This is a genomic window from Kitasatospora sp. NPDC094016 (assembly GCF_040304045.1).
Taxonomy (GTDB): domain Bacteria; phylum Actinomycetota; class Actinomycetes; order Streptomycetales; family Streptomycetaceae; genus Kitasatospora.
Window position 1 is genome coordinate 174450 of the sequence record NZ_JBEOUK010000005.1, and the last position, 13061, is coordinate 187510.

General features: G+C 73.4%; 8 protein-coding genes. 4 read left to right on the forward strand and 4 right to left on the reverse strand.

Annotation, left to right across the window (positions count from 1 at the left end):
- The first annotated feature begins 67 nt into the window (after positions 1–67).
- Positions 68–2662 carry a bifunctional FO biosynthesis protein CofGH gene (locus ABT015_RS07435; protein ID WP_350877778.1) on the forward strand — a complete coding sequence of 865 codons (2595 nt, stop codon included), beginning with the start codon at positions 68–70 and terminating at the stop codon, positions 2660–2662.
- A 220-nt stretch (positions 2663–2882) separates the two neighbouring features.
- Entirely contained in the window at positions 2883–3998 is a 1116-nt protein-coding gene (locus tag ABT015_RS07440; RefSeq protein WP_350877669.1) for an ADP-ribosylglycohydrolase family protein, read from the forward strand.
- Positions 3999–4167: 169 nt separating this feature from the next.
- Here the strand turns inward: ABT015_RS07440 and ABT015_RS07445 are convergent, their stop codons facing one another.
- The 3 genes from ABT015_RS07445 to ABT015_RS07455 all read right to left on the reverse strand — a co-directional run bounded on the left by ABT015_RS07445 (position 4168) and on the right by ABT015_RS07455 (position 6600).
- Positions 4168–4377: a DUF397 domain-containing protein gene (locus ABT015_RS07445; RefSeq protein ID WP_350877671.1), complete on the reverse strand. Its 210-nt coding sequence runs from the start codon at positions 4375–4377 to the stop codon at positions 4168–4170.
- Positions 4377–5237: a helix-turn-helix domain-containing protein gene (locus ABT015_RS07450; protein WP_350877673.1), complete on the reverse strand. Its 861-nt coding sequence runs from the start codon at positions 5235–5237 to the stop codon at positions 4377–4379. The genes ABT015_RS07445 and ABT015_RS07450 overlap by 1 nt, the downstream gene beginning before the upstream one ends.
- A gap of 625 nt (positions 5238–5862) precedes the next feature.
- On the reverse strand, positions 5863–6600 hold the full coding sequence (locus tag ABT015_RS07455; protein ID WP_350877675.1) for a GOLPH3/VPS74 family protein: 738 nt from the start codon (positions 6598–6600) through the stop codon (positions 5863–5865).
- Positions 6601–6898: 298 nt separating this feature from the next.
- Between ABT015_RS07455 and ABT015_RS07460 the strand changes: the two genes are divergently transcribed.
- The gene (locus tag ABT015_RS07460) at positions 6899–9109 is read left to right on the forward strand and encodes a hypothetical protein (RefSeq protein WP_350877677.1); all 2211 of its coding nucleotides are present in this window, start codon (positions 6899–6901) and stop codon (positions 9107–9109) included.
- Positions 9110–9246: 137 nt separating this feature from the next.
- On the opposite strand, the gene ABT015_RS07465 is transcribed toward ABT015_RS07460, so the two are convergent.
- The gene (locus ABT015_RS07465) at positions 9247–10779 is read right to left on the reverse strand and encodes a glycosyltransferase family 39 protein (RefSeq protein ID WP_350877679.1); all 1533 of its coding nucleotides are present in this window, start codon (positions 10777–10779) and stop codon (positions 9247–9249) included.
- 781 nt (positions 10780–11560) lie between these two features.
- Here ABT015_RS07465 and ABT015_RS07470 point away from each other — a divergent pair.
- A complete protein-coding gene (locus tag ABT015_RS07470) occupies positions 11561–13006 on the forward strand; it encodes a hypothetical protein (RefSeq protein ID WP_350877681.1) in 1446 nt (481 codons plus the stop codon).
- The last annotated feature ends 55 nt before the right edge of the window (positions 13007–13061 follow it).

Below are 13061 nucleotides of genomic sequence, written 5' to 3' on the forward strand. Positions count from 1 at the left end.
GCCCTCAGGGTTGGCTACTCCGAACGTACGAGACCTGGCGTAGGGTCGCGCCATGGACGGAACCGCCATGGACGCAAGCAACCCCCCTACCGCTAACGCGATGCGGCGCGCCCTGCGCCGCGCCCGGGACGGCGTCGCCCTGGACGTCACCGAGACCGCGGTGCTGCTCCAGGCCAGAGGCGAGGACCTGAACGACCTGTGTGCGAGCGCCGCCCGGGTCCGCGACGCGGGGCTGGCGGCGGCCGGGCGGCCCGGTGTCATCACCTACTCCAAGAGCGTCTTCATCCCGCTCACCCGGCTCTGCCGCGACAAGTGCCACTACTGCACCTTCGTCACCGTCCCCGGCAAACTGCGACGGGCCGGCCACGGGATGTTCATGTCCCCCGACGAGGTGCTGGACGTCGCCCGGCGCGGGGCCGAACTCGGCTGCAAGGAAGCCCTGATCACCCTCGGCGACAAGCCCGAGGACCGCTGGCCCGAGGCCCGCGAGTGGCTCGACGCGCACGGGTACGACGACACCATCGCCTACGTGCGGGCGATGTCGATCCGCATCCTGGAGGAGACCGGCCTGCTCCCGCACCTCAACCCCGGGGTGCTCGGCTGGACGGACTTCCAGCGGCTCAAGCCCGTCTCCGCCTCCATGGGCATGATGCTGGAGACCACCGCCACCCGGTTGTGGAGCGAGCCCGGCGGCCCGCACCACGGCTCGCCGGACAAGGAGCCGGCCGTCCGGCTGCGGGTGCTGGAGGACGCCGGGCGCAGCTCCGTCCCGTTCACCAGCGGCCTGCTGATCGGCATCGGCGAGACGTACCAGGAGCGCGCGGAGTCGCTGTTCGCGCTGCGCAAGGTCTCCCGGGCCTACCACGGCGTCCAGGAGCTGATCCTGCAGAACTTCCGCGCCAAGCCGGACACGGCGATGCGCGGCATGCCCGACGCCGAACTGGACGAGCTGGTCGCCACCGTGGCGGTGGCCCGGCACGTGATGGGCCCGTCGGCCTGCCTGCAGGCGCCGCCGAACCTGGTGGACGGCGAGTACGGGCGGCTGATCGCGGCCGGCGTCGACGACTGGGGCGGCGTCTCCCCGCTCACCCCCGACCACGTCAACCCCGAACGCCCGTGGCCCCAGATCGAGCGGCTCGCCGAGCGCTCCGCGGCCGCCGGCTTCGAACTGCGCGAGCGCCTCGCCGTCTACCCCGAGTACGTGCGGCGCGGCGAGCCCTGGCTGGACCCGCGGGTGCTGCCGCACGTGCGCGCCCTCGCCGACCCGGAGACCGGGCTGGCGAACCCGGACGCGGTGGTCCGCGGCCTGCCCTGGCAGGAGCCCGAGGACCTGCCCGCCTCGTACGGGCGGACCGACCTGCACGCCACCATCGACACCGAGGGCCGCACCGGCGACCGCCGGGCCGACTTCGAGGACGTCTACGGCGACTGGGAGGTGCTGCGCGAGCAGGTGCTCGCCGAGGGCGCGCCCGAGCGGCTGGTCGGCGACCTGCGCGAGGCGCTGGCGGTGGCCGCCGACGACCCGACGCGGCTCACCGACGACCAGGCGCTGGCGCTGTTCCACGCGGACGGCCCGGCCCTGGACGCGCTCTGCCGGATCGCCGACGACGTCCGCCGGGACACCGTCGGGGAGGACGTCACCTACTGCGTCACCCGGAACATCAACTTCACCAACGTCTGCTACACCGGCTGCCGCTTCTGCGCGTTCGCCCAGCGCCGCACCGACGCCGACGCCTACACCCTGTCGCTGGAGCAGGTCGCCGACCGGGCCGCGCAGGCCTGGGAGGTGGGCGCCACCGAGGTCTGCATGCAGGGCGGCATCCACCCGGACCTGCCCGGCACCGCCTACTTCGACATCGCCCGCGCGGTGAAGGAGCGGGTGCCCGGCATCCACGTGCACGCCTTCTCGCCGATGGAGGTGGTCAACGGCGCGACCCGCACCGGGCTGTCCATCCGCGACTGGCTCCAGCGGGCCAAGGAGAACGGCCTCGACAGCATCCCGGGCACGGCGGCCGAGATCCTGGACGACGAGGTCCGCTGGGTGCTCACCAAGGGCAAGCTGCCGGCCGCCACCTGGGTCGAGGTGGTCACCACCGCGCACGAACTGGGCATCCGCTCCTCGTCCACCATGATGTACGGGCACGTGGACACCCCGAAGCACTGGCTCGGGCACCTGCGGCTGCTCGCCGAGATCCAGCAGCGCTCCCTGGCGGCCAACGGACCGGGCGGCGGCTTCACCGAGTTCGTGACCCTGCCGTTCATCCACACCAACGCGCCGGTCTACCTGGCCGGCATCGCCCGGCCCGGCCCGACCGCCCGGGACAACCGCGCGGTGGTCGCGATGGCCCGGCTGCTGCTGCACCCGCACATCCCCAACATCCAGACCAGCTGGGTCAAGCTGGGCGCGGAGGGCGCTGCCGAGATGCTCCGCTCGGGCGCCAACGACCTGGGCGGCACGCTGATGGAGGAGACCATCTCGCGGATGGCCGGCTCGGCGTACGGGAGTTACAAGTCGGTGCGCGACCTCCAGGCGATCGCCGAGGCGGCGGGCCGCCCGCACCGCCAGCGCACCACCACGTACGGCGAGGTGCCGGCCGAGCGCCGGGCCGCGGCGCTGGCCTCGGACGGGCACCTGCCGGAGCTGCTGCCGGTCCTGGACTGATCCAGCCACCGGCCTCCCGGTTCCCCCGGCCTGCTGGTTCCCCCGGCCCCGGCCTGCCGGTTCCCCGGCCCCGCTGCCGCCCGCACGGCGGCCGGGGCCGGGGGAACCGGAGCACGAGGGACGCCCTTGATTCGCTCGGGTCTTCGAATACAGTGCCAGGGCGCGCGCCGCGGCCGTGCGTCGCGCAGCCCCCTGCCCCGAGGAAAGGCGCCCCGTCGTGATGCCACTGTGGTCACGCGCCCAGCAGCAGGACTTCCGCAGCCGGGTGCGGGGCTGTCTGCTCGGCGGTGCCATCGGCGACGCGCTCGGCGCCGGCGTCGAGTTCGAGCCGCTGGAGAAGATCCGGGCCCAGCACGGCCCGCAGGGCGTCACCGGCTACGTCCCCGCGTACGGGCGCACCGGCGCCGTCACCGACGACACCCAGCTCACCCTGTTCACCGTCGACGGCCTGATCCGCGCCCACATCCGGCGCGACACCGGCAGCTGGCACCCGCCCACCGACCTGCACCTGGCCTACCTGCGCTGGGCCGCCACCCAGCGCGACTGGGGCCCCGACGAGCGCCGCCCCGACCTCGGCTGGCTCGGCCGCGAGGAGTGGCTGTACGCCCAGCGCGCCCCCGGCCAGGGCTGCCTGTCCGGCCTGACCGGGGCCGACGCCGAGTTCCTCGGCACCGTGGAGCGGCCCAAGAACCCGCACTCCAAGGCCTGCGGCACGGTGGTGCGGGCGGCGCCGTTCGGCCTGCTCACCAGCTGGGAGCCGGGCCTGGTCTTCCAACTCGCGGTGGAGTGCGCGGTGCTCACCCACGGCCACCCCACCGGCTACCTCGCGGCGGGCGCGCTCGCGGTGATCGTCCAGAGCGTGGCCCGCGGCGGCACCCTGGAGGAGGGCGTCCACCTCGCCCTGGCGCTGCTCTCCGAGCGGCAGGCGCACGAGGAGACCACCGCCGCGCTGCGGGCCGCGCTGGACGCCGTCCGGGCCGGCGAGCCGTCCGCGGACCGGGTGGAGGCGCTGGGGGAGGGCTGGGTCGCCGAGGAGGCGCTGGCGATCGGGGTCTACTGCGCGCTGGTCGCGCACGACGTGCGCTCGGGCCTGCTGCTCGCCGTCAACCACTCCGGGGACAGCGACTCCACCGGCGCGGTCTGCGGGAGCCTGCTCGGGGTGCTGCACGGTGACACCGCGCTGCCGTCGGGGCTGGTGGCCGGGCTGGAGGGGCGAGGCGCCATCCTCGAACTCGCCGACGACTTCGTGCTGGAGCTGATGCACGGCACCGAACTGCACGATCCGCGCACCCCGGAGGGTCTGACCTGGTCCGAGCGGTACCCGGTGGTGCGCTGAACGGGGCGGACCGGACGGGAGGTTCGGGAGGAAAGCAGTTCGGGCGGGAACGACGGTTGCCCGTAGCGTCGGCCGCCGGCGAGGGCGACGGCCACTGCCACGGGCAACCGGGCCGAGCTCGGATTCGCACCGGGGGCGCGGGGCCGGTTCGGTGGCCGCCGCCGCGGGGTCAGTGGCGGCCGAACACCCCGGTGGCCGCGGCGCTCGCGAACGCGGTCCAGGCCTCGGCGGAGAAGCGCAGCTGCGGCCCCTGAGGGTCCTTGGAGTCCCGTACCGCCACCGCCCCCGTGGCCGGCGTGGCGATCTCCACACAGGCGCCGTTGCCGCCGCTGTGGCTGCTCTTCCGCCAGCGGGTTCCATGCTCGGAGGTGGTGCTCATCAGTGGTATCCCTCTTCAATCTCAGCTATCAGTGCCCGGCTCTCCGCCACGCCGAGTGCCGCCGCCCGCAGGTAGTCGTACAGACCGGTATAGCGGCGGACGTCCGCGTCCTTCTCCAGGTAGAGATCGCTCGTCACCCCTTCGAAGTAGACAACCGTGGAATCGGCTGACTCGGGGAACTCCAGCAGGGAGAATGTCCCGGTCATACCGGGGTGGGCCCCGGCCGAGAACGGGATCACCTGGATGGTGATGTTCGGGTGCTGGCTCAGCTCCATCATGTGCTTGAGCTGCTCGGCCATCACCTCGCGGCTGCCGACCTCGCGGCGCAGCACCGCCTCGTCTATGACGGTCCACAGGCTGCCGAGCTGGTTCTCGCCCTGGATGCGGTCCTGGCGCTTCATCCGGACCTGCACCCTGCGCTGCACGGCGAGCGCGTCGGTGTCCGGCTGGGTGCCCTCCACGACGGCCTGCGCGTACTGCTCGGTCTGCAACAGGCCCGGGACGAAGGAGGATTCGTACGCGCGGATCGAGGAGGCCTCGGCCTCCAGCCCGATGTAGACGCTGTACGGGGTCGGCATGTCGTTGAAGTCGTGCCACCAGCCGCGCTGGCGGGACTCCTTGGCCATCTCCATGAGGCTGGCGCGCATCTGCTCGTCGTTCACGAGGTAGACGTCGCAGAGGTCGCGCACGTCGCGCTGGCTGATGCTGCGGCGGCCGTTCTCCAGTCGGCTGATCTTCGACTGGGAGACCATCAGCCGGCCCGCCACCTCCTCCGCCGTCATCCCGAGGCCCTCGCGGAGTTTGCGCAGCTCCGAGCCCAGGCGCCGACGGCGCACGGTGGGATTGATGCTCGTCGACACATCGACCTCCGGCCGGACCTCTGGTGATCGTTGGATCGGCAGCCCTCGGAACACTTCGGACATTGGGACCAACCCCCCTGACTTGGAGCAGCATGTCACCTTGGGCCAGTTCGGCGTCAGGGAATCACAGCAGCGCAGTAGAACAGATCGTCGGAAAAGCACTTCTGCGAGACGGCGAGGGCCTTCGAGTGGTAATGCGGCTCAGCGGCTCGAACCGGTACGGGCTAAGGATGTGCTCCCCGGCGGCGCAGGTGCCAGTGGCACGTGCGAGGGCAGGACCGCCGGGCTCCCCGGACGGGCCCCGAAGGGCCTTCGGGGACGGCAGAGGGGCGGTCGCCGGGCGACTTCCGTCGCGGGGCGACCGCCCCTCCGTGCTCCTGGTGGTGCGGGTGCTGCTCGGGTGGTGCGTCGGGTCCTTCAGCGCCGTTGCTCAGCGCCGTCGGGCGGCGTGAACGGGTCGGCGCGCGCTGTCGGGGGTGCCGCCGGGCCCGCCGGGCCCGTGGTGCCCGTCCTGCTCGTTGTCACGGGCTGTACGGGCTGTACGGGCCGTGCGGGCGGCTGCACGGGCCGCGCAGGCCGTACGGCGATCGGTGCGGCGTCCCGCGAGCCCGGGCGGCGGTCCTGGTCAGCGGACGCCGACCCGTGAGGCGGCGACCCGCCCGGAGCCCCGGCCCGCCGCGCGGGCGCCGGAACGCCCGGTGCCGGTCCCGGAACCCTGGGCAGAACGGTTCTGCTGCGCCGGCAGGCCGTTCTGCACGTCCATCACGGCGTGCGCGACCATCCCGCCCAGCGGGTCGTACCGGATCAGGTCGCGCAGTCGCGACCGCGAGGACCGGCCCTCGTTGCCCGGATACAGGTGCTTGCCCAGGCCCACGGAATGGGCCAGGGCCGCCAGCGCCGCCGTCCGCGGGTCCGGCGGCACGCCGGTGCGGATGGCGGTGTCCAGCCGCTGTTTGATCGCGGCGTTGGTGCAGTCGTCCGACGCCTGATAGCGGGTCGTCGGCAGCACCCCGCACACCTGGCCCGGCACGGCCGTGACCATGCCGCAGCGCTCCAGGTGCGCCAGGTAGGTCTGCCGCAGCCCCAGCCGGGGCCCGCCGATCCAGTGCGCCGCGCGGACCGGACTGCCGCGTCGGCGCAGCAGTTCCAGTGCGTGGTCCAGGGTCGGGTCGCCGGTCGGCCGCGCGAGCACGACTGCGATCCGGTCTCCCTCCGGTACGATCCGTCCGGCCAGGGACAGCTCGACGAGCTGGGCCCCGGCGAGTCCGAGGTCGAGGGTCTGCGGCTGCGCCGTGGTACCCGTGGTCGGGTCCAAAGCGAGCAGCAAGAGTTCCTCGGGAACAGTTCTGCGGCTCTTGCCCATCCAAGCCTCCCCGCGTGGATGAGAGACAGGGTGACGCCTCTCACACGGGCTTGTCGAGTACGCCTCCGAATCGTGACCTTGCCGTGGAGGCGGGGAACCAGGGGCGGCGGGCCCGGCGTCTGACCGGTGAACAGACCGCAGTACGCCCGTGCGACGGCAATAAGCGCCGGTCGGGCGGGGTGTGCGCGGCCGGATCGGCCGGCGGTGGCGGAGACTGTACAGGTACACGGGGCGGGGCGTCGGCTTCCCGAAATCGGGTCTGCCGGTGCCCCGCCGGGCGTTGAGGAGGCTGGGATACGTGGGCGAGTCCCCCGACAGGGTGCTGAGGGACGGCGAGCGGGCGCAGGAGCGCGAACGCGAGCGGACCGGGACGGCCGGCGGTGCGGGCCCAAACCCGGACGGCGCTCCGGACGGCAACGCGAGCGGCACCCGGGAGGCCGGGACCGGCCCCGGCGACGCGCCGGCGGCGGGGGCCAAGCGCGGCTCGACCGTACAGCTCCGTGTCCGGGATGTGGACAGCAAGACCACGATGCTGCGGCTGCCGGTGGACAGTGCGACCACCGCGCTGCGGCTGCCCGAGGAGCTGACCAAGCCCGCCGGTGACGGAAGTTCCGACGTCAAGGCCGGGGAGGCCGAGGCCGTGACGGCCGCCGACGGCGAGGAGAAGGCGGCCGGGCGGGCGACCGGAACCGACCCGCGTCTCGCCATGCGGACGGCCGCGGCGGGTGCGGGAGCCGTGGCGGGGAGTGCGGAGAAGGCCGCGGAGAAGGCCGGCGAGAAGGCCGCGTCCGAGGGCGACACGCCTGAGGCCGCCGCATCCACCGTGCCCGCCGTGCCCGCCGGGCCCGAGAGCGACGAACCGGATGAGGAGGCAGCCGAGCCGGCCAAGCCCGCGGAGCCGGAGAAGCCCGCGCCTCCGCGCGCCTCCGCCGCCGCCGTGGCCCCCGCGGCCGCCGCGTCCGGCACCGTGCCCGAGCCCCCGGCGCCGACCCCGCAGCCCGAGCCGTCCCCCGTCCCGGAGCCGGTGCCCGAGCCGCACCCGGCGCCCAAGCCCCTCCCCGAACCCGAGCCGCAGCCCGGCCCGGAGCCGCTGCCGAAGCCGGCCCCCGTGCCCGGCCCCGCCCCGGCCCCCAAGCCGCTGCCCACCCCCGACCCGCGGCCGGTGCCGCCCGTCCCGCCGCTGCCGAAGCCCGAGCCGCTGCCCCTCCCGGAGCCGCCGCCCGCACCGGAGAACACCGCCGAGGCGATGGAGGTCCTGGCGACCCTCAACGCGCGCCCGGTCTCGCCGCTGCGCCGTGCGCTCAAGCGGATCACCATCTGGACGGCCTTCCTCGCCGTGGTGCTCGGTGCGGCGGTGGTGGCCCAGTTGCTGCGCCCGCTGCCGGACGCCAAGGTGCGGATGTCCGCCGCGGGCAGCTTCAGCTTCGCCGGCGACCCGCTCGACCTCGCCTGGCCGGCCAAGGGCCAGTCCGCCGCCGAGGTGGTCGGCGTCGGCAGCCTCGGCAGCTCCGGGCAGGAGACGCCGTCCGCGATCGCCAGCGTCACCAAGGTGATGAACGCCTACCTGATCCTGCAGAAGTTCCCGCTGAAGAAGGGGGAGAGCGGCCCGAAGATCACCGTGGACAAGCAGGCCGCGCAGGAGTCCGGCAACGTCGACGAGTCCCGGGTGACCCTCACCGAGGGCCAGGTGCTCACCGAGTACCAGGCGCTGGAACTGCTGATGCTGCCCTCGGCCAACAACGTGGCCCGGCTGCTCGCCCGCTTCCACTCCGGCTCCGAGGACGCGTTCGTCAAGCTGATGAACGAGACGTCGGCCAAGTTCGGCATGACCAACACCACCTACGCCGACCCGGCGGGCTTCCTCGCGGACACCAAGTCCACCGCCAAGGACCAGCTGAAGCTGGCCGAGCAGGTCATGCAGGACGAGATCTTCCGGCAGATCGTCTCCACCCCGGAGACCAACTTCAACAACGCGAAGATCCCCAACACCAACAACCTGATCAACCCGAAGACCGGGGTCATCGGGGTCAAGACCGGCTCCAGCACCCCGGCCGGTGGCTGTCTGATGTGGGCCGCCTACAAGGAGATCGGCGGTGTGAAGCGGCTGATCATCGGGGTCACCCTGGGCCAGCAGGCCACCTCGCCCAACCCCGGCGACGGCATCCTGCCGACCGTGCTCAAGGTCAGCGGCAAGCAGATCCAGGCCGCGCAGGGCGGCCTGACCGGCCAGACCGTGGTGAAGAAGGGCGACGTCGTCGGCACCGTGGACGACGGCCTCGGCGGCAAGGTCCAGGTCGTCGCGACCCAGGACCTCGTGGTGGCCGGCTTCCCGGGCATCACCGGCACGGTCACCCTGGACGCGGCCAAGCTCGGCCACCACATGAAGGCCGGCGAGGAGGTCGGCCTGCTGCGGGTGGGCGCGGGCGACGACAAGACGGAGGTCCCGGTGGCCCTCCAGTCCGACCTGAACCCGCCGTCCATCCAGTCCCGGCTGACCCGCACGCTCTGACACCGCGACGACGGAGGGGGAGCCGGTCCGCCCGGCTCCCCCTCCGTCGTGTTTCCGCGTGTTCCGGGTCTCGCTCGTCAGTTGTCGTGAGCCGGCCGCCGCGCTTGCCAGTCGTCGTGAGCCGGCCGCCGCGCTCGTCAGTTGTCGCGGTCGAGCAGCGCGACCGTGAACCCGCCGAGCGGCGTGACCTGGTCGGGCGCGCCGTACTGGGTGCGGAGAGCCTGCGCCTGGTCCTCCGGCATGGTGGTCAGCGGGTCCTCGGTGTCCCCGAGGACCAGCAGCCAGATGCGTGCCGCCTGCCCCAGACAGGCCTCCGGCTGCGGGCACGGCGTCGGCGACAGCTCCTCCGCGTCGTCGGCGCTCTGCGCGACGAACACCGGGTACGGGTGGACGTCCGACGGCAGGTAGTAGCTGACGCCCGGCCACACCATCGCCCAGGCCTGGTTGCCCAGCGGGGCCGCCATCCCGTCCCCGGACCGGTAGCCCGCGGCGATCACCCCGGCCGCGGCCCGGAACGGCTCCTCCGACCCGTTGTGCGAGCCCACGTAGCGCACCGCGGGCTGCTTCGGCAGCGCCGCCGCGGCCGGGACGGCGAGCAGTCCCAGCGCCAGCAGTCCCACCGCCGCCCTGGCCGGCCCCGGGGCACGGAAACGTTTCGCCCAAGCCGCCGCGACGCCGTACACCGCGCCGACCCCGCCCCCGGCCAGCACCGCCCACGCGGGCACCGTGAACAGCAGGTACCGCTCGATGAAGTACGAGGTGCCGCCCTGCGACACCACCCACACGCCCAGCACCGGCAGCCCCGCGAGCAGCAGCGCCTGCCAGGCCTGCACCCGCCGGCCCGGCAGCAGCAGCGCCGGCAGCGCCAGCAGAACGAAGGCGTAGAACACCGTGTGCGAGCCGAACAGGTGCTGGCCGAAGTGCACCAGGCCCCCGAGGTTCGGCTTCTCGATCCAGCCCAGCTGCCGGTCCGACTGCTGACTGCCGAGCAGCACCACCGGCAGCACCGGCACCGCCGCCACCCCCACCGCCACCGGGTACTGCCACAGCAGCCGCCGCTCCGCCGCCCCGCGCGTGCGCCACAGGTGCAGCAGCACCAGCGCCACCTGCCCGGCCACCGTGCTGAACGAGATCAGGTGCCCGGCGCCGGCCACCGCCATCGCCGCGCAGTACGGCGCCCACCGCCGCCACGTCGGCCGCTCCAGCGCCCGCACCAGGAACCAGGTGGCCGCCGCGATCGCGAAGGTCACCAGCGCGTACGCGCGCGCCTCCTGCGCGTACCGCGACACCTCCGGCGGCACCGCGAACAGCAGCCCCGCGCCGACCGCCGCCACCCGGTTGCCGAACAGCCGCTCGGCGGTCAGCGCCACGAACGCGGCCGCTCCCGCCATCGCCAGCACGGAGGGTATTCGCAGCGCCACCACGGAGTCGCCGAACACCGCCGTCCAGCCGTGCATCAGCAGGTAGTACGCCCCGTTGCTGGCGTCCACGTGCTGGAGCAGCCGGAGCAGGTCGCCCAACGAACGGGTGGCCACCGTCCAGGTCGCCATCTCGTCCCGCCACAGCTCCGGTGTCCCCAGTCGGTACCCGCCCACCGCCAGCATCACCACCGCGGGCCACACCCACACCTGCCCCAGCAGTCGCACCACCGGGTGCCCAGCAGGTCTCATCGGGTCCTTCGTCTCCTTCGCACGGCGCGGCAAGGCGGTCGAACACTTTTCCGGCAGGCTACTTGACCCGCGCTGACCCCTCGTCGGCACCCGCACCCCGACCCGGTCCCGACGTGGCCATGCCCGGTCACGACCCGGCCACGACCTGGTCCCGGCGCGGCCCCGGCGCGGACGCCGACCGCTCCTGGCCGGAACGGTCCAGGGCCAGTTCCGTCCAGCCGAACTCCCTTCCACCGCGGCTGAGCTGCGACGAAGCTGGTGACCGCCGCCAGGGAGCACCGCTCGGGGCGGCACCGGAGAGCGCGTCACCGCGGGGCGCGACCACCGGATCCCACCCTCACGTCGCAGCAGGAGAGGACACCGTCATGCTCCGCACCGTCATGACCGAGGCCACCGCGGCCGCCACCCTCGCCGCCGCCACCCTCGCCCGCCGCGGCCGCCCCGTAGGCCCTGTCCGGGGCTGACGGCCCCACCACCTCGCCCCGGCTCCGCCGGGCCCCATCGACCGGCTGCTCCTGCGGGGCGGCCGTCCCGCCGGGCCCACTACCGGGGCAGGCCTCGCCGAGCGCCGCGCCCTGCGGCGCCCCGCACCAGCGCCCCGCACCAGCGCGTCGAACCAGCGCGTCGAACCAGCGCGTCGAACCGCCGTCAGGCCGGCTGCTCCCGCAGGGCAGCCGACCGGAATCCGCGCGCCGCGTGAGCCGCCCGTCACCGTCGGGCCCCGAGCACCTCGAAGCCGGGCCCACCCGTCAATCCCGTCCACCACGTCCGGAGGTCCGCCATGTCCGCCAACCGTTCGAAGCTCGCCAACGTCGCCCTCGCCGGGGCCCTCGCGCTCGGCGCCGTCGTCTCCACCGTCTCGCTGACCGCACCGGCGCAGGCCGTCGGAACCTCGTCCGTCAACGGCCCGATCAGCCGCTCCGAGATCATCGCTCGGGCCCAGAACTGGGTCGACCAGGCGGTGCCGTACAGCCAGAGCCTGTGGCACAGCGACAGCAACGGCTCCTACCGGCAGGACTGCTCCGGCCTGGTCTCGATGGCCTGGCACCTCGGCTCCAGCCGGGTCACCTCCACCCTCGACGACATCTCCACCCAGCTCGGCAGCCTCGACGACCTGCAGCCCGGCGACATGATCGACAACATCAGCACGCACGTCGTGCTGTTCGCCGGCTGGACCGACGGCAGCCACAACACCGCCGTGGTCTACGAGGAGCCGCGGCCGGGCCTGACCGCCCGCAAGATCAACTACTCGCGCAGCTCCCTGATCAGCGGCGGCTTCAAGCCCTTCCGCTACGACAAGACCGTCGACAGCACCCCGCTGCCGCCGAAGCAGGCTCCCGTGGGCTGGGGTGCCCAGGTCGTGGTGAACGGCGGCGGCGACGTCTTCCACACCACCCGCTCCTCCAACGGGAGCTGGACCGGCTTCGGGAACGTGGAGAGCGCCGCGGGCGACATCGGCGGCGTCCAGTCCATCGCGGACGCCGGCATCAACGGCGACACCCACCTGCTCGCCGTCGGCGGCGACGGGAACATCTACCACACCATCCGCCACTCCAGCGGCAACTGGGACCGCTTCGCCGACATCGGCCCGCAGACCAACAGGCTGGGCAACGTCACCAAGATCTCCGCGGTCTCGATCGGCGGTGACCTGCACGTCGTCGCCGTCGCCGACGGCAGGCTCTTCCACACCGCCCGACTCGCGAACGGCACCTGGCTGCACTTCGGCGACATCACCCCGGCGGGCGGCGCCGTGACCAGCGCCTCGGTCGCGAGCGTCAACGGCGAACTCCAGGTCGTGACGGTCTCGGGCGGCACGGTCTACCACGCCATCCGCGCCGTCAGCGGCTCCTGGTCGGCCTGGGGCAACGTCTACGACGCCGCCGGGAACGTCGGCCCCGCCCAGGACGTGGCGGTCGCCGGCACCGGATCCGACGCGCAGATCGTCGTGGTGAACAACAACGGCCAGCAGTTCCACGGCGCCCGTTACGGCAACGGCACGTGGCAGCCGTTCGCCGAGCTCGCCCCCGTGATCGGCTCGTTCACCGCCAACCGGGTCGGCGCCGCCAACATCGACGGCGAGTTCCAGGCCGTCTTCATCACCAACGACGACCGGATCATGCACACCATCCGCGACGGCTCCGGCAGCTGGGACCCGGCGGCCCCGATCCAGCTGAACGGCGTGAGCGGCAACCACTACGCCGTCTCCATCGGCGGCACCTACAACTGACCGTCCCCGCCCGCCGGTTCCACCCGCCGGCCCACCGCTGCCCCGCCGCGGTGGG